This is a genomic window from Cognatiyoonia sp. IB215446 (assembly GCF_033963825.1).
In the GTDB taxonomy this organism is placed as follows: Bacteria; Pseudomonadota; Alphaproteobacteria; order Rhodobacterales; family Rhodobacteraceae; genus Yoonia.
On record NZ_JAXBMD010000001.1, the window covers coordinates 186,396 to 212,754 of the forward strand.

A 26,359-nucleotide genomic window follows, 5' to 3' on the forward strand; every position below is an offset into this window, starting at 1 on the left:
CTCATTCAAATTAGGCCAAAAAGTGACGCTAACTTGTTGTTTCATGGTTCTTAATCCCGGATTTTGTCCGGCATTACAGTCGTTTTGTGAAACAGTATTTGGCAATAATCCGCCGATAAATACCTGTTTTCACTGCTTACGTATACTTTCTGCCACATCAGGCAGTTGTTTCCGAAACATTGTGGCATTAACGCACAACATCCTTCGCTAACCTGTCGTTCTTTTGGCGACTGGCCACTAATTTAACCACTTGTTAAATGGATTCGGCACCGATTCTCTGTGCCGTTGGTAAATGCTGCCCCATGCACACTTACCAATTCTTCTATACAAGCAGACAAACGCCGCGCGAAACCCCGCTTGTGGCAAGTGACGCAACGATGCAGCATCTGCGCAACGACATTTAGGGAGTTGCGGTGATGATCAACGTGTTCATCAATGGATTTGGGCGGATCGGGCGGACGGCTTTGCGCGCCTGGGCCACCGGGTCGTGGCCACAGATTCGCATTGTGGGAATCAATGACATCGCCGCCCCGGACCTTTGTGCGCATTTGTTTGCCTATGACAGCGTCTTTGGCCCGTTTCCGGGTGAGGCTGTGCTTGAGGACGGCGCCTTGATGATCAACGGAACGGCGATCCCGCTTCATCAGCGCACCGATCTCAGCACGATTGACCTTTCGCATGTCGATATCGTTTTCGAATGCACCGGTCGCGCGGGAGATCGCGCTTTTGCTGAAAGGGGATTGAAGGCGGGTGCCGGGCGCATCCTGATCTCTGGCCCATCAGAAACCGCCGACCTGACGATGGTTCTCGGCGCTAATGACGATCTGCTGGAAGATCAACCTGTCGTATCAAACGCATCCTGCACAACCAATGCGCTCGCCCCGCTGGTGAAGCTGATTGATGATACTTGGGGTCTGAAGACCGGCTGGATGACAACGATCCACTGCTACACCGGTAGCCAGCCGAGCATTGACGCGCCGCGCGGCGATATGCTGCGCAGCCGGGCGGCTGCACTGTCGATGGTGCCCACCACAACCTCTGCGCAGCAATTGCTGAACAAGGTTCTGCCTGACATCGCGGGCCGGATCGAGGCAGCGGCGGTGCGCGTTCCCGTCGCTTCGGTCTCTGCCGTCGACCTGACGGTAACGCTGGATCGTCCCGCCGATCTTGACGCCGTGCACGCTGTCCTGCGCGAGCAGTCCGGCATCATCGGCTGGACCGACAAACCGCTTGTCTCAACCGACCTGCGCGCGCGTCCTGAAAGTGTGATCGTCTCGCTTCCCGAAACGCGCGTCACGGCAGGCGGGCTTGTGCGCATCTTTGGCTGGTACGACAACGAATGGGGCTTTTCCTGCCGGATGCTGGATGTGGCAGGCATGATGGCAGAGCCTTGACGCCGCCTAGGCCTCTCGGTCAGGCGGCGGACGGTCCATCCGCAGGATCAGCGGAACAATCGCAAAGATCAGAACCGCTGCCAACAAATAGGGTGCCCCCGGCAGATAAGGGCCGTCGCCACTCACAAACCGCTCAAACACACGAGTCAGCACTAGGGGTGCTGCCACAGCAGCAATAGAAGACAGTGAGGCGATCACCCCCTGCACCAGCCCCTGCTGATCCTCGCCCACGCGGTTTGCGGCATATGCAGTCATGAGCGGCGGGGCCATGTCCGAAAGTGCGGCGAGCGGCAGAAAGACGATGAGCACCCAGACAGCATTCCCCAACCCGAACCCGACCATCGCGACGACCGCGCTGGCGACCGCAATCTTCAGCGTCGCAAAATCGCCCAGACGCTTGGTCAGTTGTGGTAAGATGCCCGCCTGCACCCCGGCGATCAGCACGCCATATGCCGACAATGTCAGTCCGATGGTAAACCCGTCCCAGCCAAAGACCTCCCGCCCCCAGAACGCCCAGAGCGTGGCATAGACCATATTCGCAAACTCAAAGACAAAGAGGCAGAGGAGCGGAATGGCCAGACCGGGAATGACGAAGGCGCGCAGAATTGTTCCAAAGGGGTTCAGATCACGCCGCCCGAAAGGCCTACGGTTTTCGGGTTTCAGCGATTCCGGCAGCACGAAAATTCCAAACGCGACATTCAGCGCTGAAAGAGCCGCCGCGATCCAGAATGGCGCGGTGATATGCCAGCCCGAGGCGAGGCCCCCCATCGCAGGCCCCAGGACAAACCCAATCCCGAACGCTGCACCGATCATGCCGAACGCTGCCCCGCGCTCCTCTGGCTTCGCGATGTCAGCGATATAGGCGGTTGCGGTGATGTAGGTGGCTCCGGCCATCCCGGCCACGACCCGGCCCAAGAGCAGCACCCAATAGGTCTGCGCGACCGCCATGATCACATAATCGATGGTCAGCGTGACAAGTGCTGCGATCAGCACCGGCCTGCGCCCATAGGCGTCCGACAGGCTGCCGATGATGGGGCCAAACAGAAACATCGCCGCCGCATAGGCCGACATCATGATGCCGCCCCAGAACGCGCCTTCCGCCGTGCTGCCCGCACCGACCCGATCCATCAAGTCCGGCATGATCGGAAACACGATGCCGATCCCGATGGCATCGATCATCAGGGTGGCAAGAATAAACAGGAACGGACCGCTAAGTTTCATGGCGCCACACGACACGCGAAACGGGTGTCGCACAAGCCCCCAAAGCACGGACTGCCGACAGATGCTGACGGCTCAGCCGTCGCCCCCCAACTCATCCCACATCTGGCGCACCCAGGACGCGATCACTTGCGCCTCTTCCCAGCGGTTCGACATCTCGCGGCCTTGCGCGTCGGTCATGGCGTATTCCGGTGGGCCGAGTTCGCAAACGAAGATGCAGTCACCGCTCTCGTTGCGCTTGCGCCAATCGGCGAGCCCCTCGCGCCACCAGCCTTTGAACAAGTCGACCCATTTTTTGTTTTGCGGAAAATCCAGCTGTAGCTGGATTTGCTGACGACTGGCGACACGCCCCTGAAAACTGTCAGAGCGCTGCAGGATAAGGCTCATCAGCCCCATGTCGTGATCAGAAAGCGGAAACCAGAACTCCCGATCCACGACGTAATGCGACAGGTCCGCGCAAAGCCGCATGTCCGGGATCCGCTCCAGCAATTGCAGGGTCACAAACAGATCGTTCGTGATGCAATTGCGATGGGTTTCGAACTGGATGGGGACACCAATACGGTCGGCCATGTCCATCCATGCCTCAATCACCGGCACCATATCGTCGAGTGCTATCGGCATTACCTGCCCGATGACATCGACAAAAGGCGCGCCGAAGTCGGCGGCCATGTGCAATGTGTCTTCCAGGCTCTCAATAGTTTTCGGAAAGGCCACGATCAGCGGGGTCAGGCCATGCGCCTCCATATGCGGGCGGACAGCATTGGCGACCGCGATGTCCGAGGCGCCGAGATCAATCGCCATCCCGTCAAATCCGGCCTGCGCCACCATCTCACAGACTTGATCCAAAGGCAGCTTGACGCCAGTCTGATCATGCGGCTGCATCGCCCAAAGCGACGTGTAGACCTGCAGTCGCCTCACTCTGCCGGAACGCGGCTAACCCGCCCGCCTTCGCGCGGAACGACCCAGACTTCGTCCATCGGATACTGGCTTTCATCCTTGGCCATCAGCTTGCCAATCACCGCGATCTGGAACTCGATCCAGCCCATGCGATGGACCGCACCGGCCTTGTCTTCAATTCGGTCATTGAGATCGCGCAGCTTCCAGAAGGGGACGGCGGGAAAGGTGTGGTGCGCCGTATGATAGGGCATCTGCCAGCAGAGCCAGCGCTGAAGCGCGTTCGCCCGCGTCGAGCGTGTATTTGCCAGAATGTCGTCCTCATGGCTCAACCCCAGATGCTCAATCGTGTTCTGCAGCTGATGCACCGGCTTGGTCAGCACCATCGGGAGCAGCCAGAACGTCAGCGCGGCCCATGACCCGGTGGCCACCGAAACCACCGCGATGAGCGCATAGCCCGCCACATGTATCCGGCTTTCCCGGATCACACGTGCCTCTTCCTCAACCCGGATATAGGGCTCAATGATGATCCCGCGCGCTCGGCGGATCACGCCGACGATGCGGTTGCGCCAATAGGTCACCCCGCTTAGCCAGAGTAGATACGTGGTCAGAGTGTAGGGTTCGCGCACGAGTTCACCATCCCGCTCCCAATCCTGGGTGTATTGGTGATGGGCGAAATGCATGATCTGGTCGAAATCGCGAGGGAAAATCTGGATGAAGCCGATGATGCGGCCAAAGACTTCGTTCAGTTTGCGGGTCTTGAACACCGTCGCATGGCTCAACTCGTGCTGGGCCGCGTAGAGGAAGTTCAATAGCACGCCCAGCGCGAAGCCGGTCAGCAGGATCCACCATGTGCCCAGGGCCATGGCATGCGCCAGGCCAATCACCAAGATCGCTCCCACATGGCTGCCCATCTGCAGCGCGCCGCGCAGGTCAGATCTCTCTGACAAGCTGCGCAACTCTGCCGGTGTCAGCAGGTCGCGCCGTGAAAAGCTCGCATCCATCTTTCATCCCCTTCCTCCCAGAACACTAGCTGCGCGTGACGCTGGGGCAAACACTTCTTGACGTGGCTTGCGCGCGAAAATACCGTCCGCCCAGATTTTCGGCGCTGAGCGCGGCATCCCAAAGCAAGGGGGCAACCGCGGCGCATGGCCCGGAAACGTCCTCATCAGACAACCGGGCCCTCAAACCCGGAGGACCTGATGAAAACGATAATCGAACCATTCCGCATCAAATCGGTTGAGCCCATCCGCATGACCACGCGCATTGAGCGCGAGGCGAAATTGAGGGCGGCGCATTACAACCTCTTCGGCCTGCACGCTGATAATGTCCTGATCGACCTTCTGACCGACAGTGGCACCGGCGCGATGAGCGCCGAGCAATGGGCCGCCACGATGCGCGGTGACGAAAGCTACGCCGGATCGCGTTCTTTTGAACGGTTTAAGGCGGCTGTGCAGAACCTGATGCCCTTCAAACACATCATCCCCACCCATCAGGGCCGCGCGGCAGAGGCGATCCTGATGGCGATCTTTGGTGGCAATGGCCACAAAATCCCGTCCAACACCCATTTCGACACGACCCGCGGGAATATCGAGGCGAGCGGCGCCTTCGCCCATGACCTCGTCATCGCCGAAGGGCGCGACGGGCAATCCAATCACCCGTTCAAAGGCAATATGGATATCGCTGCGCTTGAGGCGTTCATGGACCAGCATGTCGACAGCGTGCCCATCGTCATGCTCACGATCACCAACAATGCGGGCGGCGGTCAGCCCGTCAGCCTGGAGAACATCCGCGCGGTAGCGGCGATCGCCAAGGCGCATGGCAAGCCCTTCATCATTGATGGCTGCCGCTTTGCCGAAAATGCCTGGTTCATCAAACAGCGCGAGCCGGGGCAGGGCGACCGCAGCATTCCTGACATCGTCCGCGATTGCTTTGCCGTGGCCGATGGCATGACGATGAGTGCCAAGAAGGACGCGTTCGGCAATATCGGCGGTTGGCTGGCTCTGAATGACGACGGTTTCGCCGAACAGGCCCGCGTCAGGCTGATCCAGACCGAAGGCTTTCCCACCTATGGCGGCCTTGCCGGACGTGACCTGGATGCGGTCGCCCAGGGTCTGACCGAGATCGTGGACGAGGATTACCTGCGCTACCGCGTCCGCACCAACGAATACATCGTCGAACGACTCGATGCGATGGGCGTTCCTGTGGTTAAACCGGCGGGCGGGCACGCGGTCTTCATCGACGCCAAACGCTGGCTGCCGCAGATTGATCCACTCCATTACCCCGCACATGCCGTTGCCTGCAGGCTTTATGAGATCGGGGGCATCCGCTCCTGCGAGATCGGCAGTGTCATGTTTGGCCGCCAACCCGATGGCAGCGAAAAACCCGCCGCGATGGAACTCGTCCGCCTCGCCTTCCCGCGCCGGACCTACACGCAAAGCCACGCGGATTACGTGATTGAGGCCTTCGGTGAATTGCAGGCCGAGATCGATGATCTGAAGGGATTTCGGATTACGCAGGAACCCGCGCTTATGCGGCATTTCACCTGCCGGTTTGCGCCGCTTTGAAGCAGGTAACGTGCATGAAGATCCATTTTACGACGCGGCGCCGAACTCCAACCACTTACGTTCGGCGGGGGCCAGCTGTGCGTCCATCATGGCATCATAGGCTGCAAGCTCATCGCCTGTCAGCTGCCCATGCCACTTGCCACTGCTGCCGCTTTGAAAGAACGCTTCGTCGGACTTGAAAAACCCCTTGCCTGCTGATGGCGCGTAGCGGTCGGCATGTGTCTTCATATTGTCGAAACGCGCAACCTGCACGAACTGCGCCATCAGGTCTGCCGGATAGGACACACCCAGCAGAGCCGCCACTTGGGCAAAAGTGCCGGGCAAATCGCGCTTCATATCTGCATAGTGAAAGAGGGTGACATTCGCGCGGTCAGACAGCGTTTTGGCAGCCTGGTAATGCTGCAGGATATGGGCCAGCGGCATCGCGTCGGTGTCAAACCCCTCTGCCCCGCCGTCCAGAAAACGGCGAAAGGTGACACGCTCCGGATCATCCTCCGGATACCAAAGGTCGAACCAGGGCAGGGGAGTGTTGCGCAGGTGGTCGCGATAGGAAAAATGCGCATCAAGCGGATGGCGAAAGACGCAGATATACTGCGCCTGATCATGAAGAGGCAGGCCATCCATCGGCGTGTGGCTTTTCAGGCAGCGGCGATGGGTCATCGCCTCCAGCCGTTCGGCCACTTCATCCATCTCGCGCACACGAATATCGACCCAGGGCATCTTGAACGAAAGCTCGGTTTCGACCTCCACATCACCCGACAGCAAAAGCGCGATGATCGTCTGCATCCAGGTCGTGCCGCATTTCGGCGGGCTTGCGACGATGACATCGTCGGGCCTGATGTTCACCATGTCCCAACGTCTGTTATCGGTCAGTGGGCCGAGGTAAAGCTTGCGATCCGTCATGGCTGACATCTCTTGCTGTTGGATGTGATCTGGAAAGGCGCAGTCAGGCGAAGCACAGCAAAATGACCGCCGCTTGTCAAAAGCTGAGCAAACTCTGACGGCGGCGAGATGCCTGTCGGCTATGCCGGGTCGCGTGCGTAAATGGTTTTCCGAAATAGCATGACGCCGCGTTCAGGGGTGACGCGCGCGTCAACTTTGGCCATGCTCGCCCACGCAAAGGGAGGCGCATCATGACCCAGTACCCACATCTTCTGGCCCCGCTTGATCTGGGCTTCACGACGCTGAAAAACCGCGTCCTGATGGGCTCAATGCATACCGGGCTGGAAGAGACGAAGGACTGGAACCGCGTCGCCGAGTTCTACGCCACGCGCGCCCGTGGAGACGTTGCCCTGATGGTCACGGGCGGGATGGCCCCCAACCCCGAAGGCGGCGTTTTTCCCGGTGCTGCGGGGCTGTACACAGACGAGGATATTGCCAACCACAAGATCGTGACGGACCGCGTTCACGACGCGGACGGCAAGATCGCGATGCAGATTCTGCATGCGGGCCGCTATGCCTACGCCCCCAATTGCGTCGCCCCCTCGGCCATCAAGTCCCCGATCTCTCCTTTCCCACCCAAGGAATTGGATGAGGAGGGCATCGAAAAGCAGATCAGCGATATCGTCACTGCTGCCAAACGCGCGCAAGAGGCTGGTTATGACGGGGTCGAGGTGATGGGGTCCGAAGGGTATTTCATCAACCAGTTCCTCGTCACCCATACCAACAAGCGCGAGGATCGCTGGGGCGGCTCCTACGAAAATCGGATGCGCCTCCCCGTCGAAATCGTCCGCCGCGTCCGAGAGGCCGTAGGCACTGATTTCATTGTGATTTATCGCCTTTCCATGATCGATCTGGTCCCCAACGGCTCCACCTGGGAAGAGGTTGTCCAACTCGCCAAGGCCATCGAAAATGCAGGTGCCACGATCCTCAACACCGGCATTGGCTGGCACGAGGCGCGCATCCCGACCATCGCGACCTCGGTCCCGCGCCGTGCCTTCACCTGGGTGACGAAAAAGCTGATGGGCGCGGTCCAAATCCCCGTCATCACCTCCAACCGGATCAACATGCCCGATGTGGCTGAGGCGGTGCTGGCCGATGGCTGCGCCGACATGGTCAGCATGGCGCGCCCCTTCCTGGCCGATGCGGATTTCGTGGCAAAGGCGGCGGCAGGCAAAGCGGCTGAAATCGCACCTTGTATCGCCTGCAATCAGGCCTGCCTCGACCATACATTCAGTGGCAAGTTGTCGTCATGTCTCGTGAACCCGCGTGCTTGTCACGAAACTGAACTGGTGATCGCTCTGGCTGACACGGCCAAAAAGGTGGCTGTCGTCGGCGCTGGGCCTGCAGGCCTTTCCGCAGCACTCACCGCTGCAGAGCGTGGGCACAGCGTGACCATCTTCGATAAAGCCGATGAGATCGGCGGCCAGCTCAACATGGCCAAGCAGGTGCCTGGCAAGGAAGAGTTCTGGGGGCTGGTCGATTACTACCGCACCATGGTTGCCAAGGCGGGCATCACCTTGCAACTCAACACGACCGCAACGCCTGATCTGCTCGCGGATTTTAACGACATCATCATCGCCACCGGCGTCGCACCGCGCGACCCGGAAATCCCTGGTCAGGATGGCCCGAACGTGCTGTCCTATATCGACGTACTTCGGGGTAAGGCCGAGGTTGGCCAATCCGTCGCCATTGTCGGTGCAGGCGGGATCGGCTTTGATGTGGCCGAGTTCCTCGTGACCGACGACAGCCCAACCGAAGACCTGCAGGAATGGCTGACCGAATGGGGTGTCGGCGACCCCGGCGATGTCCGTGGCGGCCTGCGCCCAGAAGGGCCGAAGCCGGATGCACCTGCTCGGCAAGTCACGCTGCTGCAACGCAAATCCGAGAAGCTGGGCAAGCGTCTGGGTAAGACCACCGGTTGGATCCATCGGGCCGGGCTGCAGATGAAGAATGTCGAGATGGTAGGCGGCGTGAACTACGAACGGATCGATGTGGATGGTCTGCATATCAGCCATGGCGAAGCGCGTGAAAACCCCAAAGTGATCGCCGCCGACACGATTGTTCTCTGCGCCGGACAGGTACCTGAACGGAGTCTGGCGGATGACCTAATCGCGGCTGGTCGCAACGTCCACGTGATTGGCGGCGCCGATGTCGCGGCTGAACTGGACGCCAAGCGCGCTATCGATCAAGGCACAAGATTGGCCGCCACTCTGTAGCGAAACATCGCCCATTGACAGGCGAAGAGCTGCCAAATGGCTGTTTCCGCATCTGCATCAAACTGATTCATACCCCGGTATTGTCAGGCATTGGTCCTATTCCTGCCCGAATTGCCCGGCATCAATTCCCTGTCGGTATCAAGAAGTTGGAATGAGCGTATGGATCGTTTGACGGAAATGGAGGCCTTTGCCACGGTCGTTGACCAAGGGGGCTTCACAGATGCCGCAAAGAAGATGGGCATCTCCAAATCCGCCGTGTCCAAGCATGTCTCATCGCTTGAGGCGCGCCTCGGCGCGCGCCTGTTGAACCGCACGACCCGCCGGGTTAGCCCGACAGAGATTGGCCTTGCCTATTATGACCGCGCCCGCCGCGTGCTGAATGACGCGGGCGAGGCCGACGCGCTCGTCACTTCGATGCAATCCGCGCCTTCGGGCCTTTTGCGGATCAGCGTCGCCACCGATTTCGGCGTGAATCATCTGTCGCCTGTCCTAGGCGATTTCCTCAGCGAATTTCCCGACATCACCGTCAATATGGTGCTGAACAACCGCTATGTTGAGCTGATCTCAGAAGGTTTCGATATGGCCGTGCGCATTGGAGAGCTCGAAGACAGCACCCTGCGCGCCCGCAAACTGACCGACACAACAAAAAGGATGATCGCAAGTCCCGCCTACTTCGAGCAGTATGGCCGCCCCGAAAAAATCGACGATCTGAACGAGCATAAGCTGTTGCACTATTCCAATCAGGCAAACTCCGCCGTTTGGAAATTGACCGCGCCTTCGGGTGAAAAGCGTCAAGTGCGTACAGCGGGGTGGCTGACAGTTAATGACGGACAATCCTTGCTGAATGCGTGCATTGGTGGCCTCGGCATCGCTTACCTGCCCAGCTTTCTTTACGCGGACGCCATGCGTGACGGGCTGGTTGAGGAAGCAATCCCCGATCTGCCGGTTGAAACGCAAGGCATCTACGCCGTCTACCCGCCGGGCCGGTTCACGCAACCAAAAGTCCGCGCGTTCATCGATTTTCTAGTGCACGCCTTTGCTGAAAAAGGCCCCGATACATGGTGATTTCCCTTGGGTGTAAGTCCACCTAACTAACGCGGCCCTTGGGCCGCGTTTTTTTGTTCGGACCTACTCGGTCGACGTGATTATCACCTCGACCCGCCTGTTTGCCTGTCGTCCCTCTTCGGTCAAATTGGTGGCAATCGGCGCGAGATATCCCATTCCTTCCGCCTCCAGCTGCGCACGGCTGATGCCATAGTCGCTGACCAATCGCTCAAGAACCGAACCCGCGCGTTGTTTGGAGAGGGCGATGTTCCCCGCCAATGACCCGGAACTGTCGGTGTGACCGACCAACGCAACCGTGCGATTAGGGTTATCAAGCAGATACTCCGCCAGGGCGGTCAAAGACGCGAAGGGTGTTGGCGCCAATTGCGCCGATCCCGTCTCGAACGTCAGATCCTCCAGAATCGTATGGCCGTCCTGTTCGAGTCTTGTGGCGAGGTCCAATGGTTCCACAGCGCCCACCGCGCGCAGGGGTGGTGCAGTGGTGGTGGCCAGCGCCTCCTCTTCCTCATTTGCCACACCCACGCGCGTGACCTGAACAAAGCCCGCCTGTGCCGTCCGGCTGACAAACAGGCTGATATATTCAGGCCCTTCATCACTCATCCGCTCTGCGGAGAGAAAGCGGAAATCGCCGATATTGATCTGCATTTCAGGCGGGCGCAGTGCCTCTGTCCCAAAGCGAAAATCAAAGCCGCCGCAGGCCTCAGTTTGGCATTCGAACAGGATGTCAAAGCGAGCATTGCGCAATTGCTCACGCAAGGGCCGCAGTAATTGCAAGGTGGTCAGCGACGGCGCCTCAATCCGCCAGGCTTGCCGGGTCAGCGCCCCTTCGACCGTCTTGGTCGGGATCGCGGTGCCATCCCAGATGCCGGTTGGTAGATCATAGCTGTCCAGAGCTTCCGTGATTTCCGTTTGCAAGTTTGCATTGCTGGGAAAGTCCAGCACCTGCGCCTGCGCCGGACTGGCAAGCAGTGGAAGGGCCAGACAAAGCCGCCGGATCATCGTGCCTGCGCGTGGTAATCGTCGTTGGGGCGCATATCCGTGGCAGAGGCGATACGGTTGCTCATATTGTAAAAGCCCGTCACCGCCGCGATGTCCCAGATATCGCGGTCCGAGAAACCTACTTTGCGTAAAGCCGCGCGGTCCTTTTCCTCAATCTTGGCACTTGCCACAGTCATCAGCTCCGCAAATTCCAGCATCGCCTTTTGCCGAGCATCTAGCGGCGCCACGCGCCAGTTCATCACCAGCATCTCACCCAGTTGCGGATCACCCGAAAGCTGCCGGACTGCGGCGCCATGCGCCGTCAGGCAATAATAGCATTTGTTGATGGACGATACGGTGACGGCGATCATCTCACGTTCAAGCTTGGAGAGCCCCGACTCCGCCAGCATCACATCATTATAAAGCGCTGTGAACGCGTTCAGCTTGTCGATGTCGAACGCATAGGCCTGCAACACATTTGGCACCATCCCCAGTTTTTCCTGGCAGATGTCAAAGTATTTCTGCGTCGCCTCGGGTAACGGATCGACCATCGGCAGATCGAGCGCAGTGGGCTGTTCGGTCAAAGGATCACTCCCGCAAGGTTCGGTAATGATAATGTCCCACAAGCGTCATTCCGAGGGAAGAGTAGAGCGTGTTGGCTGCCACATTCGCCTGCGTCGTCACCAGCGTCATGTAGTCCGCACCACTGTCGCGCGCCCAGAACGCCGCCGCGCGTGTCAAATGCTGGGCCAGCCCTTGCCGCCTGTTTTCCTGTGCGACTTCAAGCGCATGGATCATCGCGCAATCTGCCGCGATACCGACATAGATCGTGCCCGCCGGACGGTCGTTGATCCGCCCCAAAAGGGTCGTCTTCGGCGGACGGGCCCGGTCCATCACCGCAATGCGTCCCTGGCCGATGCCGCCAGCGGCCCAGATCTCGGTCTGGATGGCCAGCGGTGGCCAGGTCTCAAAAGTTGTGACAGCGGGTGGGCGCTTGTTCGTCAGCGCGTCAATCGGTGCGGCATACATGTTGACCGGATCTTTGATGACATAGCCCCGCGCGGCCAATTGCGCATCTAGCGCCTCTTCACCCTCGCGGATCATGAAAAGCGGTGTCTGATGCGCCTCGCGCATCGCCGCCTCTGCCAGCGGAATATCGGCCTCATCATGGGGCTGCTCGGCTGTTGTGGAACTCACGCGACTGCTGCCGCTATCATCCAGCCGGATCATCCAGGGCCCCAGCGCCTGTTTGGCCGAAGCAGGCCATGTCCCGTCGATAATGGCATAAAGCTTCTTGGCGCTGGGCAATGTCATGTGGCGAAGATCTCGGACAGTTTCGCCATGGCCGCATCAAGGCGTGCAGTATTGGTGCCGCGGACGACGACATTCGCTCCATAAATTCCGTCCTTCTGAAACGGGTAGGAACCGACCGAGAGGTCACTGTAGTCAGATGCAAACACGCCCAACGGTCCGGCGATGTCGCCCTCACCCCGCATCACGCGTAAGCTGCGCGACACAAGGGGCGTGCCGCCGGTGAGCGTTGGCAGCACGCTTGCCACCATCGCTTGAAAGATCGATGGCACACCCGCCATCACATGCACATTTCCCATGGTAAAGCCGGGTGCCGCGCTAATTGGATTGTCGATCAGGATGGCACCATCCGGAATGCGTGCCATCCGCAGCCGGGCGGCGTTGAGTTCCTGCCCCGAGCGGTCATAATGTGCCTGCAGGATCGCACGCGCATCGTCGCGGACGTCGATTGGCGTCTCGAAGGCAGCGGCGATGCAATCGGCCGTGATATCGTCATGGGTCGGTCCAATGCCGCCGCTGGTGAAGACATGCGCGTAAGACGCTGACAGCGCCTTCGTCGCCGCAATGATCGCGTCGGCGTCGTCGCTCACCACCCGTACCTCTTTCAGATCGATCCCGGCCTCGGTCAGTTGCCCCGCGAGATAATGCATATTCGCGTCGCGCGTGCGGCCTGAAAGAATCTCATCCCCGATCACAAGCATGGCGGCTGTGGGGTTTGGCATTTGGTCTTTCTCCTACTCTGGCAGACAGGTTATAGGGCGGAAATGGAATTTGCCACGCCTCTTGTCCCCGCCCGCCTGATCCGCCGCTACAAACGCTTTCTCGCCGATGTCCGGCTTGAGGATGGGCGCGAGGTGACGGCGCATTGTGCCAACCCCGGCTCAATGATGGGTCTCGCAGAGCCGGGCATGAAGGTCTGGCTGGAGCCGAATGATGATCCGAAGAAGAAGCTGAAGTTCGGCTGGCGGCTTGTGGATCACGAAAACGGCCATTTCACGGGCGTCGATACTTCAATCCCGAACAAGGCGCTGAAGGCCGCTTTGCTGGCCCATCAGGTGCCCGGCCTGCCGCCTTATGACCTTGTCCGGGCCGAGGTGAAATACGGGCAAAACAGCCGTATCGATTTCCTGCTCAGCGGTGATGGGCCGGACACCTATGTCGAAGTCAAAAGCGTCACCCTGTCTAGGCAGGCGGGGCTGGCTGAGTTCCCTGACAGCGTGACAGCACGCGGTGCCAAGCATCTGGATGAGCTCGCCGAGATGGTTCGCCAGGGCCACCGCGCGGTCATGTTCTATCTGGTGCAACGCACCGATTGTCGGGAGGTCACGATTGCAAGCGACATCGATCCGACCTATGGCGCCGCTTTCGCCGCGGCAAAAGCGGAAGGCGTCACTGCACTCGCGCAAACCTGCGCCATCACCCCGCAAGCGATCACATTGGCTGATCCGATTCCCGTGAGGCCCTAGAACTTAACCCCGATTTCACCTATGTCCCCGATATTGGCGAAAGGACGCTTAACGTGGAAACAAATAAGGGCCATCTGACCAAGGACGGGATCCGCATCTATGAGCGCGGTGATTTCGCAGGCATGGCCAAAGCGGGGGCACTCGCCGCGCGCATTCTCGATGACATCGCCGAACATGTTTTCCCCGGCCAGACCACAGGCGAGATTGACCGGATCATCACGCAGATGGTCAGCGATGCAGGCGCGACCTCGGCCACGATCGGCTACAAGGGGTATCAGCATGCCAGCTGCATCTCGGTCAATCACGTGGTTTGCCACGGCATTCCCGGCGACAAGAAGCTGAAAGATGGCGATATCCTGAACATCGACGTGACCGTGATCGTCGATGGCTGGTTCGGCGACACCAGCCGGATGTACGTGGCGGGTAAGATGCCGCGCAAGGCAGAGCGTCTTGTGCAGGTCACCCATGATGCGCTGATGAAGGGGATCGAGGCGGCCAAGCCCGGCAATACATTCGGTGATATCGGCCATGCGATCCAGACCTATGCCGAAAGCCACCGGATGTCGGTCGTGCGTGATTTCTGCGGCCACGGGCTGGGCCGGGTATTTCACGCGCCGCCCAATGTGCTGCATTACGGGCGTCCGGGGACCGGGGCCGTGCTGGAAGAGGGCATGTTCTTCACGATTGAACCGATGATCAATCTGGGGCGCCCCGATACGAAAGTCCTCTCCGATGATTGGACGGCTGTGACCCGCGACAAATCCCTTTCGGCACAGTTTGAGCATTCCGTTGGGATCACCGCTGACGGATGTGAGATTTTTACATTGTCGCCCAAAGGTATGTTCCACCCGACTTATTCCGCCTAAGCGGATGCGCGGACGAAGCTGGCCACTCCTGATCCTTGGTCTTGCGCTCGTTCTGGCGGGCCTTTCGATCTTCAAACTGGAACAAGGTCGCGCAGGGCTGGTCACATCCCAGATATCGGTTGGCACGACCCCTGCGACCGTTTGGCGTTTACCGGGTGAGGTGCCGGGGCCTGTTGTTGTTGTCGCCCATGGTTTTGCGGGGTCTCAGCAACTCATGCTGGGATTTGCGCAAACGCTGGCGCGGGCAGGCTATATCGCTGTCGCCTATGATTTGGAGGGACACGGGCGCAACGCGGTCCCGATGTCGGGCGATGTCGATTCAATCGAAGGCACAACCCGGATATTGATCGCTGAACTGGATCGGGTAGTCGATGCAAGCCTCGCCTTGCCGGGGGCGGAAGGCCTCGCTTTGCTGGGTCATTCAATGGCGACCGACATCATCGTGCGCCAAGCCGTGGTTGATCCCCGGGTGCAGGCCACGGTTGCGGTGTCGATGTTCTCGGGCGCTGTGACAGCGGACGCGCCCCGTAACCTGCTGATCATAAACGGCGCATGGGAAGACAGGCTGGTGACGGAGGCGGAGCGTGTCATTGCGCTGACCGACACGGATGCGCAATTCAGCCAGACCTTGGGCGATCCGGCACTCGGCACCGGGCGGCGGGCGGTGAATGCGCCCAACGTGGAACATGTCGGCGTACTTTACGCGCCGACGACCCTTCGCGAGGCGCGTGACTGGCTGGACGCTGTTTTTGACCGGCAAAGCGACACGCCTATCAAGGAACGCGGCGGTTGGATTGTCCTGCTGATCGTCAGCGTCACCGCATTGGCCTGGCCCCTCGCGCGGCTTGCGGGGCCCTTGCGGGCCTCCGCGCCGCCTGTGCGGCTCGCGCCTCGTGCATTTTGGGCTGCAACGCTTGGCCCGATGATCATCACGCCGCTTCTGCTGTGGCCCATTGAAATCGGCTTTCTGCCCGTGCTCGTCGCTGATTACCTGGCCATGCATTTCGCGCTTTATGGCCTTCTGGGCTTCGCCGTCCTCTGGCGCGCGGGCGCGTTACGCAGGGATCACACCGGCCTTTTACTATCCTTGCCCATCGGATTGTTCTGCATCCTCATCTTCGGTGGCATCCTGGACCGCTACGTCGCGTCCTTCCTCGCTTTTGAGGCGCGGATTGGCATTATCGCGGCCATCGCACTGGGTGCGATCCCGTTCATGCTCGCCGACAGCTATCTGACCGAAGGCGGGTGCGCGCCGTTTTGGCGGGTGTTGGCCGTGCGGACTTCCGCGCTGGCATCGCTCGGTATCGCCACCGCGCTGGACCTTGAGGGGCTGTTCTTCCTCCTGCTGATCCTGCCGATTATCCTGTTGTTTTTTCTACTCTTTGGCACGCTCGCCGGATGGGTCGGGCGGGCCACGCATCGCCCTGTCGCGGCAGGTTTGAGCCTGGGCGTCTTCCTTGGCTGGGCGCTGGGCGTGACCTTTCCGCTTTTTGCGGTCTGACGCAAAGCTGCAAAAATTCCCCGTAATAAATTTGCTTGTAATCCGGGTCCCAAACCCCGACATATCCCGTGTCGCTAGCGGTGACGCCTTTCCCCTACATGATCAAGAAAAGGATGCACCTGATGCAATTCGTAAAATCTGCCGCCCTTTTGGCCGTGCTTGGCCTGCCTGCAACCACGCTTTCCGCGCAAGAGGTGACGCTGCGCTTTCAGCACTTCGTCTCTCCAGCCAGCGCCAACCCCACCTATTTCATGCAACCCTGGGCCGACGCGATTGAGGAACAATCGGAGGGCCGCATCAAGGTCGAGCTTTATCCCTTCATGCAACTCGGTGGCTCTGCCGCGAACCAATATGACCTGATCCGTGATGGTGCGATTGATGGCGGCTGGGTCATCCCCGGTTATCAGCCCAACCGTTTCCCCGAAGCCGAGGCGCTGGAACTCCCCTTCATGACCACAAAATCGGGCGAGGAAGCCTCTGCCGCCGCCTGGACGTTCACGCAAGACTACCTGATGGATGATTTCGTCGATGTGCATGTCATCGCCGCCCATATGCATGGACCCGGCATCGTGCATAAACGCGGCGCGGCTGTCGGTACGGTCGAGGATTTCGCTGGTCTGAAACTCCGCGGCCCGTCACGCCCTGCGACGCTGTTGCTCGAAGAACTCGGCGCCACGCCTATCGGTATGCCCGTCCCGCAATTCCCCGAAGCGCTGTCGAAAGGCGTGGTCGATGGTGGCGTGATCACCTGGGAAATGTCGCCATCGCTGAAGCTGAATGAGTTGACTGACAGCCACACGGATGTGGCGGGCGACCGCGCGCTCTATAACCTCTATTTCATCTGGGCGATGAACAAGGATGTTTACGATGGCATGCCCGATGACTTGCGTGCGATCATCGATGCAAATTCCGGTATGATGGCCAGCCGTTGGGCCGGTCGTGCCCATGATACGGGAGATGTTGTTGGGCGCGACCTCATGGCGGAGGATGGCAATGAGATCGCCGAACTATCGGTCGAACAGACCGACCGGATCAAGGCGCTGGGCGAAACAGTGACAGCAGAATGGATCGCCGAGATGGATGCCAAGGGCTATGACGGTGCTGGGCTGGTTAGTGCAGCCCAAGCCGCCGTCGAGGCAACCCGCGCTGCGAACTGAGCCTTAGGTAATGCGCGCGACCACGTAATCGGCCAGATCGATCAGCATCGTGCGCAACGGATGGTCGGGCAGGGTGTCAAGTGACGCCTTCGCCTTGCCCGCCCAGGCAATCGCATCATCGCGGGTGCTTTCCATCGTGCCATGTTTGGCGAGGAGGCTGATCGCGTGATCCAGATCACCGTCCTCCTGACGACCCTTGGCGATGGTGCGCTCCCAAAAAGCGCGCTCCTCCGCATTCGCTGCCGCCACCGCGCGGATTACGGGCAAGGTCAGCTTCCGCTCACGGAAATCATCACCAACATTCTTGCCGGTCGCTTTCGTGCCGCCATAATCCAGCAGATCATCGACGATCTGGAACGCGATGCCCAAGGCGTCGCCATAATCAAACATCGCCTGTTTGGTGGCGGCATCCTGCCCCGCAATTTCGCCACCGACTTCCATCGCGGCGGAAAACAGGGCCGCGGTCTTCCCGCGTATTACCTGCAGATAAATCTCTTCGGTTGTGGCCAAATCGCTGGCGGCGGTCAGTTGCAGGACCTCACCTTCGGCGATGGTTGCGGCAGCATTGGCGAGGATATCCAGGACCCGCATTGATCCTGTTTCAACCATCAACTGGAACGACCGCGCGAAGAGGTAATCCCCAACCAAAACACTCGAAGTGTTATCCCACAGCAGGTTCGCAGTCGGTCGACCGCGCCGCTGGCTGCTTTCATCCACCACGTCATCATGCAGCAGTGTCGCGGTGTGGATGAACTCAACGGTTGCGGCCAGATGCACGTGATAAGGCCCCTCATAGCCACACATCCGCGCCGCCGCCAACGTCAGCATCGGGCGCAGGCGCTTACCGCCCGCCTCGACCAGATGCGCCGTCACCTCCGGAATGCGTGGCGCATGTTCCGACGCCATGCGTGCGCGGATCATCGCATTCACCTGCGCCAGATCATCAGCCAGCGCCGCGGCCAGTTGTTCATGCGGCTTGGTGGCGGCGATATCGAGGCTCATTGAAGTTTCCGTCATGTGAATAGACAAGGTGCGCGCCCCGTCATAGGTCTGCTGTTATGAAAGAGCTTTTGCGCACCAACGACCCCACTGTGATCGCCTTTGCAACCGCCCTGTTGGACAGCGAGGGTATAGACTGGTTCACCTTTGACGTAAATATGAGCGTCCTCGAAGGCAGCATAGGCATAATGCCACGGCGGTTGATGGTGCTGGACCGCGATCTGTTCATGGCCGAGGCCGTGATGCGCGATGCCGAGATTGATCTGGGCCGTGACTGACGACACCACTTGCGACGATTTTCTGGGCGGCAAGGTGCGGGCCTTTCAGCCCCGCAAAGGGTATCGGGCAGGCGTTGATCCGGTGTTGTTGGCGGCTTTCACGGCAGCAAGAGCCGGGCAATCAGTGCTTGAACTGGGCTGTGGCGTGGGCGTCGCCTCGCTCTGCTTGGCAGCACGTGTGCCGGGGCTATCTCTGACCGGCGTTGAGGTGCAAGAGGCCTATGCCGCGCTTGCGCGGCGGAACGCGACCGCCAATGACGCAGAATTCGACGTGATTACTGCCGATCTGCGCGCGCTCCCCGCTGACCTGCGCCAAAGGCGGTTTGATCACGTGATCATGAACCCGCCGTATTTTGATCGCGCTGCCGGGACCGCGTCAGATGATGTGGGGAAGGATACGTCTTTGGGTGGTGCCACGCCTCTGTCTGACTGGCTCGATATCGGCATTCGGCGGATTGCGCCGAAAGGGTATCTGAGCCTGATCCAAAGGATAGAACGCCTGCCAGAGGTGCTGCGTCATATCGATGGGCGTTTGGGATCGGTGATCGTCAAACCTGTTGCGGCACGTGAAGCACGCGCGCCTGAACTTTTCCTGCTGCAGACGCGGCAAGAGGGGCGGGCGGCCTTTCGGATGGCACCGACCCTCGTCATGCATGAAGGCGCTGCCCATCAGGGCGATCACGAGAGCTATACGCCCGCCGTTCAGGCCATTTTGCGAAACGGCGCGGAATTGGCCATCGGCCTTTAACCTTTTGGCAATACCTCTGGGCGACCGTGACAGAACGGCCCGATTGCTGCTTTGCGGCGTGACTCGGCCGGAAATCTGTGATGCACTTGTTACATCCACACATATCCCAGAGGAGGACGATCATGAGCTTGAGTTCACATTTGCAGGAACTGAAGAAGAAGCACCAGCACCTCTCGGACTCGGTCGAGATGCTCCAGCGCAGCCCTGCGACTGATGACCTCGAAATCGCGAAGCTAAAAAAGCAGAAGCTGATGATCAAGGAAGAGATCACGCGGCTCAGCGCGCATTAGGCGGAACCTCCGCCTCAGCCACGCACGGTACTGGCGTCTAGCGCCGGTGCCCTAGGCGGCGAGGTCCTTTGCATAGACCAGAAGTCGCCCGTCTTCGAACCGCCGCGACGACGCAATCTCGTTCATGACCCAATCGTGAAACGCCTTGATATTGGGGCGTTTTTCGTGCCCAGCGGGACAAACTAATCGAAATTGCGCATCCGCGATGATCCCAACATCAAATGGCGCGACCAAGCGTCCAGACTCTAGGGCGCGGGTCGCCAACGTAATGCGGCCCAGCACAACGCCCGCGCCGGATATCGCTGCATCCAAGGCATGATCGGCCTGTGAAAAGCGCAGCCCATGTTCGGTATCCAGCGTCACGCCTGCCGCCTTGCACCAGGACGGCCAATCCCAGTCCATCTTGAGGAACGCGACAGAATCGTCATGGATGAGCATTGTCTTGCCAATGTCTTCGGGGGTCTGGATCGTCAGCGCCAGTTCCGGCGTCATCATCGGGGTCATCCATTCCTGATGCAGTGGCGCGGCGAATAGGCCTTCGGCCACATCGATCCCGAACCGGATTGCGACATCGACCTCATCACGGTCAAAATCCGCGACGCGAAGGCCCGCGTGAAAGCGAAGTTCGATTTCCGGGTGCTCCTGCGCAAATTTATAAAGACGAGGTGCGAGCCATTTCGACGTAAAGGCAGGCCCTGCCGTGACCGTCAGCACGTCATTATTGTTCAGCCGTTTTGTATTGCGCCAGGCCGCTGAAAGGCTTGCGAACGCATCCGATGTTCCCGGTGCCAGCGCGCGTCCGGCTTCGGTCAACTCCACCGCGCGGTTCAGGCGGCGGAAGACCGGCATGCCCAGATCCGCTTCTAACGCTTTGATTTGGTAAGATAATGCGGCTGGCGTGACGTTGAGTTCCTCAGCCGCCTTGGCAAAGGACATGTGGCGCGCTGCCGCTTCAAACGCCCGCAAAGCCGTCAGAGGTGGTAACCTTTCGTTCATAATTCAGTTTAATACAGCTTAACTGAAGGCATAGGAAGTCTCGTTTGTCGGGCTGGACCCAAAAGCGCATATTGGGGGCATCAAGACACACACGCAGCAAGGAGTTCTGCCATGCTAGAGATCACAACAAACCCCCGCGTCCGCCAAGGTTTTCAGAATGCCCATAAAGAACGGGCGCAGGTTGTCCGCGCCGCGTTGCGCTGGATCAGCGGGCGCCGCTAGAGATTTCGCTGCGGCTGCTGATGTAGCCGAACGATAAAGGGCCGCGCCTGATCAGCGCGGCCCTTGCTTCTCCAAAGCAGTGAAGCCTTAGGACATGTATTGGCCGCCATTGGCCGACAGCGTCGAGCCGGTCACAAACCCGGCCTCATCCGAGGCAAGGAACAGGACGGCCCGCGCGATTTCTTCTGCTTCACCCAGACGACCAACCGGGATCTGTGGGAGAATCACTTCGTTCATGACCTTGTCCGGGATCGTGCTCATCATCTCGGTGTTGATGTAGCCAGGGGCGACGATGTTGACCGTGATGCCAGCCCGTGCGCCTTCCTGCGCCAGCGACTTGGTAAAGCCAATGTCACCGGCCTTTGTCGCAGCATAATTCGCTTGGGCGAACTGACCTTTTTGCCCGTTGATCGAGCTGATTGTCACAATGCGGCCAAACTTGCGCTCGCGCATGCCGCCCCAGACATTGTGGGTCATATTGAAGACGCCGTTGAGGTTTGTGTCGATGCATTCGTGCCATTGCTGCGGCGTCATCTTGTGGAAGGGCGCGTCGCGGGTGATGCCCGCATTGTTGATCAGGATTTCAACCGGGCCCAGATCATCTTCGATCTGTTTGATGCCCGCTGTGCATGCCTCGTAATCGGCGACGTTCCATTTGTAGGTTTTGATGCCCGTGTCCGACGTAAAGGCCGCAGCCTTTTCATCGTTCCCCGCATAGGTCGCGGCGACGGAATAGCCCGCATCCTTCAATGCTGTTGAAATGGCTGCGCCGATTCCGCGCGAGCCGCCGGTGACGAGTGCGACACGTCCCATATTAGTCTCCTCCACAGGTATTGCTTTGATGGTGTTAGGCGGCGCACCGTGGCACCGCCTTGATCTAGATCAGGGGCGTTCGACGCAAAGCGCCACGCCCATGCCGCCGCCGATACAAAGCGTGGCGAGACCTTTCTTGGCGTCTCGGCGCTTCATCTCAAACAGAAGTGTGTTCAGCACGCGGCAGCCCGACGCACCGATCGGGTGACCGATGGCGATCGCACCGCCATTGACGTTCACAATCTCAGGGTCCCAGCCCATATCCTTGTTCACAGCGCAGGCCTGAGCGGCGAATGCCTCATTGGCTTCCACAAGGTCCAGATCGTCGACCGCCCAGCCCGCCTTTTCGAGCGCCTTGCGCGAGGCATAGATCGGGCCAACGCCCATGACTGACGGGTCGAGGCCAGCCGTGGCATAAGACGCGATCCGGGCCAGCGGTTCGATCCCGCGCTTTTCGGCATTGTCAGCGGACATCAGCAGCGTCGCGGCAGCACCGTCGTTCAGGCCAGAGGCATTGGCGGCTGTGACAGAGCCCTCTTTGGTGAAGGCCGGACGCAGTTTCTGCATCGCCTCCATGGTCGCGCCGTGGCGGATGTATTCGTCCTTATCGACGACGATATCGCCCTTGCGGGTCTTCACTGTGTAGGCCGTGATTTCGTCATCAAACTTTCCTGCCTTCTGCGCGGCTTCGGCCTTGTTCTGCGACCCAACGGCGAATTCATCCTGCATGTCGCGGCTGATCTGCCATTTCTCGGCGACGTTCTCGGCCGTCTGGCCCATGTGGTAATTGTTGAACGCGTCCCACAGACCGTCGCGGATCATCGTGTCGATGTACTTCATATCGCCCATCTTGTGGCCCGCACGCAAGGCGGCCGCGTGGGGTGAAAGCGTCATGTTTTCCTGACCGCCAGCGGCCACAATCTCTGCATCGCCAAGCTGGATATGCTGGGCGCCTAGTGCCACGGCGCGCAGGCCCGATCCGCAAACCTGGTTGATGCCCCAGGCAGCGGATTCCTTTGGCAGACCTGCATTGATATGCGCCTGTCGCGCGGGGTTCTGGCCTTGTGCGGCGGTGAGAACCTGACCAAGGATCGTCTCGCTCACTTCAGATTTATCAACGCCTGCGCGGTCGACGACCGCCTCAAGCACCGTGGCGCCGAGGTCGTGGGCCGGCGTGTTGGCAAATGCGCCACCAAAGCTGCCCACGGCAGTTCGTGCTGCGGATGCGATTACGACATTGGTCATGGAATAGTCCCTTTAGGTTGCTCCCTTGGCAGGACGAGGCCAGTCATACATCAAAAGGTACGAGTCAGCCCCCACTGCGGCTCGTATCCTTGTGTATTCGGTCAGTTGACGCAGGGCAAATCAAATCCCCTATGCATGTGGCGCAACTGAACTAGAGATCGAATTTCGGCACGCCGAAGTAATACCCCTGCAGACAATCCACACCGACCTGTCGCAGAAAGGCGGCTTCGGCTGCAGTTTCGACCCCGTCGGCGACCGCAAACATCTCAAACTGATGGGCGACGGTGATCAGCGCCTCGGCGAGGACCTGATTGTCCGGGTCGCTTTCAATACCCCGGATGAAGGATTTGTCGATCTTGACCAGATCGAAAAAGAAGTCCTTGAGGTAACGAAACGCCGTCATACCCGCCCCGAAGCCGTCCAGCGCAAAGCCAACGCCTTTGGGCTGCATTTCGGCCATAAAGCGAATGACGTTTTCGTGCAGCATCATCGCCGACGTCTCACTGATTTCGAAAATCAGCCGTTCACCCAGGTCATTGCGATGCAAAAGGCCCGCGTCCAAGATGCGCCGCCATTCGCCATCGCCAATCGACCGGGCAGATACGTTCACCGAAAGACGCACTTTCGGGTTCTGCCGCAAGAACCTCAAGGCGAGGTCCAATGTGGCGCAATCGATCTGGCGCCCCATGCCGGTTTCATCAACCAGCGGCATGAAATGGGCGGCGGGGATGATGCGCCCGGCATCATCCATCAACCGCACCAGCCCTTCGTAGAATGCCACACGCGGTTTTGCATCCGCCGTCACAATCGGATGAAAGGCCAAGCGCGCCCGGCCTGCCGCCAAAGCCTCATCCACCAAATGCATCACATCCGCGTCGCGGCTCGCCATCGCATAATGCAGCGGATCGATCAGTGCCTGTTCATCCATCTCGACGCGGGCAAGTGTGGCGTTTTGCATCCAAGAGCTCCATACTTTGCACGCAAGATGCCCAAAGCGGCCTAACAACACATTAAGGACACAGCGATGGTTGAGCGTTGTGGCTGGGCCGGGCCCGAGCAGATCTATATCGACTACCACGACACCGAGTGGGGCGTGCCCGAATACGACAGCCGGGCATTGTGGGAAAAGTTGATCCTCGATGGGTTTCAGGCGGGGTTGAGCTGGATCACGATCCTGAAGAAGCGTGACAACTTCCGGGCGGCATTTGCCGGGTTTGATCCGCATGTGATCGCGGAATGGGGTGAGGATGACGTCCAGCGCCTGCTGGGCGACCCCGGCATCATCCGCCATCGCGGTAAGATCGAAGCGACGATTGGCAATGCCCGCGCGTGGCAAGAGATTGAAGCGCGCGAGGGCTTTGACAGGTTTTTATGGAACTACGTGGACGGTAGGCCCCTTCAGACAACCGCGTCAGATCGGGCGGATATCCCCACGCAGTCTCCGCTTTCCGCCCAGATATCGAAAGACCTGAAGAAGGCGGGTTTTCGATTTTGCGGCCCGACGATTGTTTATGCGTTCATGGAGGCCACGGGCCTTTTCAACAATCACCTGACCACCTGTTTCCGGCATCAGGAATGTGCCGCACTCGCCAACCCTGGAGGCAAGCGTTCAGCGGGCTGACTGCAAAGGCGCCTCGACGGTTTTGGTCGCTGCGAGAAACCCATTTAGACGATCAACCGCCGCATTGTACTCTGCAAGACGTTTCGAACTGACGATTGGCAGATTTGCACCAAACCGCACTAGATCAACACTTGGAAAGCAGGCCACAAGGTGATCATACGCCTTCACGGCTTCTTTCCGATGACCAAGTGCAGCATGGGCTAAACAAGAAAAGACCAATGCAGAGATCTCGCGTGGGGCAGACCGTGTGCTGGAAACCGTGCGGTGGTAATCGCCTGCCATGAATGACACGCAGGCTTCGGCAAAGTGGAACCAACTGGGCGATGCCGCGGTTACGTTAAAGGTCGTGTCAAGGATGTGACTGGCGCGGGCGACATCATCGGTCAGGAGCGATGTTGCTGTTGCCACGCAAATCATGGCGTCCGAGTCTCCAGACATGCCGGTTGTCGCCTGCTCTAACATCTTCAGCGCCTTGTCGATGTGGCCGCGACGGGCTGCGTTCATCGACATCAATGCGAGGTTGACCGGATCTGCGGGAGCTAGATTATATGCGGTTTCGAAAGCCTCCTTAGCGCGCTCAAGATAATTGCGGTCACGGCCTGGAATGACGGCATAGGCCCAGCGCAGTTCAAGAGCATAAACAAGCCATGCCCGCGCAAATGTGGGATCCAACTCAACCGAACGTGCAAGATGCGCGAGTGATTGGCGCAGGCTATCGGCATCCAGCCGCATCTCCAGGTCACAGCCAAGAACGAAGTGCTCAAAGGCGCTAAGATCGCCGTCTTTCTTACGGGTCACGGACTTGAATTCGGCGCGATGCAACTCCCCATGCCAACCTGTCAATGCCAACGTCACATGATTTGAGATCGCATCAATACCGGCAAGTGGATCACGGTTGTCGATATCAAGCCGCGTTCCCCAAAGGTTCTGACCCGTTCTGGCATCTACGAGTTGCAACCTCGCTCTGACAACACCGCCAATTCTGGAGAAGTTGCTTTCCAACACATAACTCGCCTGCACGTCGCGCGCGAATGTGCGTATGTCGGTGATATCGACCGATGAAAACGTACTTTGGCGCGCAACAACGCCCAAATAATGAAATCGCGCAAGCCGATTGATAATGTCGGATGCAACGGCCTCAGCAATTTCAGCTAATTGGTTATCTTCACCTGTCGTGGGCTTCAAGACGGCAATGGTCGGGTAATTCTTCTCCTGACTGACCGCGCCGCGAGATGTTGGGTCCTGGCTCGCTGCTTCGATCTCGGCGACAAGACGGAAACCCTTGCCGCGTACGGTTTCAATGTATTTGGGCTGCTTGGCGTCGTCGCCTAAAGCGATGCGGAGATCATGGATGTACTCGCGGACGAGATCGGGCGTCACATGTGTGTCGGGCCAAACCTCTTTTAGAAATGTGTCAATGCCGACGACATCGTTTGCATGTCTTCGCAAGCAAGAGAGCACTGCAGCAGCCTTCGGTGTCAATTGAACGACCTGTTCCGGGCAGATTAGGCGCGCGTCATTTTCTGAGAAATACCAATCTGACATTATATATATCCCCCAATTTAACGTATC

Annotated in this window: 26 protein-coding genes; 12 read left to right on the forward strand and 14 right to left on the reverse strand. The window is 59.2% G+C overall.

Annotated elements, in window-relative coordinates:
• The first annotated feature begins 416 nt into the window (after positions 1–416).
• Positions 417–1,394, forward strand: coding sequence for a type I glyceraldehyde-3-phosphate dehydrogenase (locus SLH49_RS00960; protein WP_320267304.1), 978 nt, complete (start codon positions 417–419; stop codon positions 1,392–1,394).
• A 6-nt stretch (positions 1,395–1,400) separates the two neighbouring features.
• On the opposite strand, the gene SLH49_RS00965 is transcribed toward SLH49_RS00960, so the two are convergent.
• From SLH49_RS00965 to SLH49_RS00975, 3 genes are all read right to left on the reverse strand, one after another.
• Positions 1,401–2,615, reverse strand: a complete 1,215-nt coding sequence (locus SLH49_RS00965) for an MFS transporter (protein WP_320267305.1) — start codon at positions 2,613–2,615, stop codon at positions 1,401–1,403.
• Between the two features lie 72 nt (positions 2,616–2,687).
• On the reverse strand, positions 2,688–3,530 hold the full coding sequence (locus SLH49_RS00970; protein ID WP_320267306.1) for a sugar phosphate isomerase/epimerase: 843 nt from the start codon (positions 3,528–3,530) through the stop codon (positions 2,688–2,690).
• A complete protein-coding gene (locus SLH49_RS00975; RefSeq protein WP_320267307.1) occupies positions 3,527–4,510 on the reverse strand; it encodes a fatty acid desaturase in 984 nt (327 codons plus the stop codon). The genes SLH49_RS00970 and SLH49_RS00975 overlap by 4 nt, the downstream gene beginning before the upstream one ends.
• A 198-nt stretch (positions 4,511–4,708) precedes the next feature.
• Here SLH49_RS00975 and SLH49_RS00980 point away from each other — a divergent pair, with 198 nt between their 5' ends.
• Positions 4,709–6,073, forward strand: coding sequence for a tryptophanase (locus tag SLH49_RS00980; protein ID WP_320267308.1), 1,365 nt, complete (start codon positions 4,709–4,711; stop codon positions 6,071–6,073).
• Between the two features lie 27 nt (positions 6,074–6,100).
• On the opposite strand, the gene SLH49_RS00985 is transcribed toward SLH49_RS00980, so the two are convergent.
• A complete protein-coding gene (locus SLH49_RS00985) occupies positions 6,101–6,976 on the reverse strand; it encodes a sulfotransferase domain-containing protein (RefSeq protein WP_320267309.1) in 876 nt (291 codons plus the stop codon).
• 230 nt (positions 6,977–7,206) lie between these two features.
• On the opposite strand from SLH49_RS00985, the gene SLH49_RS00990 reads away from it, so the two are divergent.
• Both SLH49_RS00990 and SLH49_RS00995 read left to right on the forward strand, forming a co-directional pair.
• Entirely contained in the window at positions 7,207–9,231 is a 2,025-nt protein-coding gene (locus SLH49_RS00990) for an NADPH-dependent 2,4-dienoyl-CoA reductase (protein ID WP_320267310.1), read from the forward strand.
• Between the two features lie 159 nt (positions 9,232–9,390).
• On the forward strand, positions 9,391–10,296 hold the full coding sequence (locus SLH49_RS00995) for a LysR family transcriptional regulator (RefSeq protein ID WP_320239308.1): 906 nt from the start codon (positions 9,391–9,393) through the stop codon (positions 10,294–10,296).
• Between the two features lie 63 nt (positions 10,297–10,359).
• Here the strand turns inward: SLH49_RS00995 and SLH49_RS01000 are convergent, their stop codons facing one another.
• The 4 genes from SLH49_RS01000 to SLH49_RS01015 are packed head-to-tail and all read right to left on the reverse strand — an operon-like array spanning position 10,360 to position 13,307.
• Complete coding sequence (locus SLH49_RS01000) at positions 10,360–11,295, reverse strand: OmpA family protein (RefSeq protein ID WP_320267311.1); 936 nt, start codon at positions 11,293–11,295, stop codon at positions 10,360–10,362.
• A complete protein-coding gene (locus SLH49_RS01005; protein ID WP_320267312.1) occupies positions 11,292–11,858 on the reverse strand; it encodes a peroxidase-related enzyme in 567 nt (188 codons plus the stop codon). The genes SLH49_RS01000 and SLH49_RS01005 overlap by 4 nt, the downstream gene beginning before the upstream one ends.
• Positions 11,859–11,862: 4 nt before the next feature.
• On the reverse strand, positions 11,863–12,588 hold the full coding sequence (locus tag SLH49_RS01010) for a GNAT family N-acetyltransferase (RefSeq protein ID WP_320267313.1): 726 nt from the start codon (positions 12,586–12,588) through the stop codon (positions 11,863–11,865).
• Positions 12,585–13,307 (reverse strand): competence/damage-inducible protein A, encoded by a 723-nt coding sequence (locus SLH49_RS01015; protein WP_320267314.1) that lies wholly within the window; start codon positions 13,305–13,307, stop codon positions 12,585–12,587. The genes SLH49_RS01010 and SLH49_RS01015 overlap by 4 nt, the downstream gene beginning before the upstream one ends.
• A gap of 42 nt (positions 13,308–13,349) precedes the next feature.
• On the opposite strand from SLH49_RS01015, the gene sfsA reads away from it, so the two are divergent.
• From sfsA to SLH49_RS01035, 4 genes are all read left to right on the forward strand, one after another.
• Positions 13,350–14,051, forward strand: a complete 702-nt coding sequence (sfsA, locus tag SLH49_RS01020) for a DNA/RNA nuclease SfsA (protein WP_320267315.1) — start codon at positions 13,350–13,352, stop codon at positions 14,049–14,051.
• A gap of 53 nt (positions 14,052–14,104) precedes the next feature.
• Complete coding sequence (gene map / locus SLH49_RS01025) at positions 14,105–14,917, forward strand: type I methionyl aminopeptidase (protein WP_320267316.1); 813 nt, start codon at positions 14,105–14,107, stop codon at positions 14,915–14,917.
• A 4-nt stretch (positions 14,918–14,921) separates the two neighbouring features.
• Positions 14,922–16,418, forward strand: coding sequence for an alpha/beta fold hydrolase (locus SLH49_RS01030; RefSeq protein WP_320267317.1), 1,497 nt, complete (start codon positions 14,922–14,924; stop codon positions 16,416–16,418).
• 122 nt (positions 16,419–16,540) lie between these two features.
• The gene (locus tag SLH49_RS01035; protein ID WP_413785258.1) at positions 16,541–17,575 is read left to right on the forward strand and encodes a TRAP transporter substrate-binding protein; all 1,035 of its coding nucleotides are present in this window, start codon (positions 16,541–16,543) and stop codon (positions 17,573–17,575) included.
• Positions 17,576–17,578: 3 nt separating this feature from the next.
• Here SLH49_RS01035 and SLH49_RS01040 read toward each other — a convergent pair whose 3' ends face one another.
• Positions 17,579–18,577 (reverse strand): polyprenyl synthetase family protein, encoded by a 999-nt coding sequence (locus tag SLH49_RS01040; protein ID WP_320267319.1) that lies wholly within the window; start codon positions 18,575–18,577, stop codon positions 17,579–17,581.
• Between the two features lie 56 nt (positions 18,578–18,633).
• Here SLH49_RS01040 and SLH49_RS01045 point away from each other — a divergent pair, with 56 nt between their 5' ends.
• From SLH49_RS01045 to SLH49_RS01055, 3 genes are all read left to right on the forward strand, one after another.
• A complete protein-coding gene (locus SLH49_RS01045; RefSeq protein WP_320239317.1) occupies positions 18,634–18,852 on the forward strand; it encodes a DUF2007 domain-containing protein in 219 nt (72 codons plus the stop codon).
• The gene (locus SLH49_RS01050; protein ID WP_320267320.1) at positions 18,824–19,600 is read left to right on the forward strand and encodes a tRNA1(Val) (adenine(37)-N6)-methyltransferase; all 777 of its coding nucleotides are present in this window, start codon (positions 18,824–18,826) and stop codon (positions 19,598–19,600) included. Before SLH49_RS01045 ends, SLH49_RS01050 begins: the two co-directional genes overlap by 29 nt.
• A 122-nt stretch (positions 19,601–19,722) precedes the next feature.
• Complete coding sequence (locus SLH49_RS01055) at positions 19,723–19,890, forward strand: YdcH family protein (protein WP_320239319.1); 168 nt, start codon at positions 19,723–19,725, stop codon at positions 19,888–19,890.
• A 51-nt stretch (positions 19,891–19,941) separates the two neighbouring features.
• Here SLH49_RS01055 and SLH49_RS01060 read toward each other — a convergent pair whose 3' ends face one another.
• The 4 genes from SLH49_RS01060 to SLH49_RS01075 form a co-directional block, all read right to left on the reverse strand.
• On the reverse strand, positions 19,942–20,886 hold the full coding sequence (locus tag SLH49_RS01060) for a transcriptional regulator GcvA (protein WP_320267321.1): 945 nt from the start codon (positions 20,884–20,886) through the stop codon (positions 19,942–19,944).
• Positions 20,887–21,195: 309 nt separating this feature from the next.
• Positions 21,196–21,921 (reverse strand): acetoacetyl-CoA reductase, encoded by a 726-nt coding sequence (phbB, locus tag SLH49_RS01065; RefSeq protein WP_320267322.1) that lies wholly within the window; start codon positions 21,919–21,921, stop codon positions 21,196–21,198.
• 69 nt (positions 21,922–21,990) lie between these two features.
• Positions 21,991–23,166: an acetyl-CoA C-acetyltransferase gene (locus tag SLH49_RS01070; protein ID WP_320267323.1), complete on the reverse strand. Its 1,176-nt coding sequence runs from the start codon at positions 23,164–23,166 to the stop codon at positions 21,991–21,993.
• Between the two features lie 151 nt (positions 23,167–23,317).
• The gene (locus SLH49_RS01075) at positions 23,318–24,124 is read right to left on the reverse strand and encodes an EAL domain-containing protein (protein WP_320267324.1); all 807 of its coding nucleotides are present in this window, start codon (positions 24,122–24,124) and stop codon (positions 23,318–23,320) included.
• Between the two features lie 66 nt (positions 24,125–24,190).
• Here SLH49_RS01075 and SLH49_RS01080 point away from each other — a divergent pair, with 66 nt between their 5' ends.
• The gene (locus SLH49_RS01080) at positions 24,191–24,787 is read left to right on the forward strand and encodes a DNA-3-methyladenine glycosylase I (protein ID WP_320267325.1); all 597 of its coding nucleotides are present in this window, start codon (positions 24,191–24,193) and stop codon (positions 24,785–24,787) included.
• On the opposite strand, the gene SLH49_RS01085 is transcribed toward SLH49_RS01080, so the two are convergent.
• Complete coding sequence (locus SLH49_RS01085) at positions 24,776–26,332, reverse strand: winged helix-turn-helix domain-containing protein (RefSeq protein ID WP_320267326.1); 1,557 nt, start codon at positions 26,330–26,332, stop codon at positions 24,776–24,778. The genes SLH49_RS01080 and SLH49_RS01085 overlap by 12 nt on opposite strands.
• Positions 26,333–26,359 lie beyond the last annotated feature (27 nt).

Bases quoted from the DNA above. Each gene is read 5' to 3' on its own strand.
- SLH49_RS00960 (WP_320267304.1), top strand. From the start codon at position 417: ATGATCAACGTGTTCATCAATGGATTTGGGCGGATCGGGCGGACGGCT.
- SLH49_RS00965 (WP_320267305.1), bottom strand. From the start codon at position 2,615: ATGAAACTTAGCGGTCCGTTCCTGTTTATTCTTGCCACCCTGATGATC.
- SLH49_RS00975 (WP_320267307.1), bottom strand. From the start codon at position 4,510: ATGGATGCGAGCTTTTCACGGCGCGACCTGCTGACACCGGCAGAGTTG.
- SLH49_RS00980 (WP_320267308.1), top strand. From the start codon at position 4,709: ATGAAAACGATAATCGAACCATTCCGCATCAAATCGGTTGAGCCCATC.
- SLH49_RS00985 (WP_320267309.1), bottom strand. From the start codon at position 6,976: ATGACGGATCGCAAGCTTTACCTCGGCCCACTGACCGATAACAGACGT.
- SLH49_RS00990 (WP_320267310.1), top strand. From the start codon at position 7,207: ATGACCCAGTACCCACATCTTCTGGCCCCGCTTGATCTGGGCTTCACG.
- SLH49_RS00995 (WP_320239308.1), top strand. From the start codon at position 9,391: ATGGATCGTTTGACGGAAATGGAGGCCTTTGCCACGGTCGTTGACCAA.
- SLH49_RS01000 (WP_320267311.1), bottom strand. From the start codon at position 11,295: ATGATCCGGCGGCTTTGTCTGGCCCTTCCACTGCTTGCCAGTCCGGCG.
- SLH49_RS01010 (WP_320267313.1), bottom strand. From the start codon at position 12,588: ATGACATTGCCCAGCGCCAAGAAGCTTTATGCCATTATCGACGGGACA.
- SLH49_RS01015 (WP_320267314.1), bottom strand. From the start codon at position 13,307: ATGCCAAACCCCACAGCCGCCATGCTTGTGATCGGGGATGAGATTCTT.
- sfsA (WP_320267315.1), top strand. From the start codon at position 13,350: ATGGAATTTGCCACGCCTCTTGTCCCCGCCCGCCTGATCCGCCGCTAC.
- SLH49_RS01030 (WP_320267317.1), top strand. From the start codon at position 14,922: ATGCGCGGACGAAGCTGGCCACTCCTGATCCTTGGTCTTGCGCTCGTT.
- SLH49_RS01035 (WP_413785258.1), top strand. From the start codon at position 16,541: ATGCAATTCGTAAAATCTGCCGCCCTTTTGGCCGTGCTTGGCCTGCCT.
- SLH49_RS01040 (WP_320267319.1), bottom strand. From the start codon at position 18,577: ATGAGCCTCGATATCGCCGCCACCAAGCCGCATGAACAACTGGCCGCG.
- SLH49_RS01045 (WP_320239317.1), top strand. From the start codon at position 18,634: ATGAAAGAGCTTTTGCGCACCAACGACCCCACTGTGATCGCCTTTGCA.
- SLH49_RS01050 (WP_320267320.1), top strand. From the start codon at position 18,824: ATGCCGAGATTGATCTGGGCCGTGACTGACGACACCACTTGCGACGAT.
- SLH49_RS01055 (WP_320239319.1), top strand. From the start codon at position 19,723: ATGAGCTTGAGTTCACATTTGCAGGAACTGAAGAAGAAGCACCAGCAC.
- SLH49_RS01060 (WP_320267321.1), bottom strand. From the start codon at position 20,886: ATGAACGAAAGGTTACCACCTCTGACGGCTTTGCGGGCGTTTGAAGCG.
- phbB (WP_320267322.1), bottom strand. From the start codon at position 21,921: ATGGGACGTGTCGCACTCGTCACCGGCGGCTCGCGCGGAATCGGCGCA.
- SLH49_RS01070 (WP_320267323.1), bottom strand. From the start codon at position 23,166: ATGACCAATGTCGTAATCGCATCCGCAGCACGAACTGCCGTGGGCAGC.
- SLH49_RS01075 (WP_320267324.1), bottom strand. From the start codon at position 24,124: ATGCAAAACGCCACACTTGCCCGCGTCGAGATGGATGAACAGGCACTG.
- SLH49_RS01080 (WP_320267325.1), top strand. From the start codon at position 24,191: ATGGTTGAGCGTTGTGGCTGGGCCGGGCCCGAGCAGATCTATATCGAC.
- SLH49_RS01085 (WP_320267326.1), bottom strand. From the start codon at position 26,332: ATGTCAGATTGGTATTTCTCAGAAAATGACGCGCGCCTAATCTGCCCG.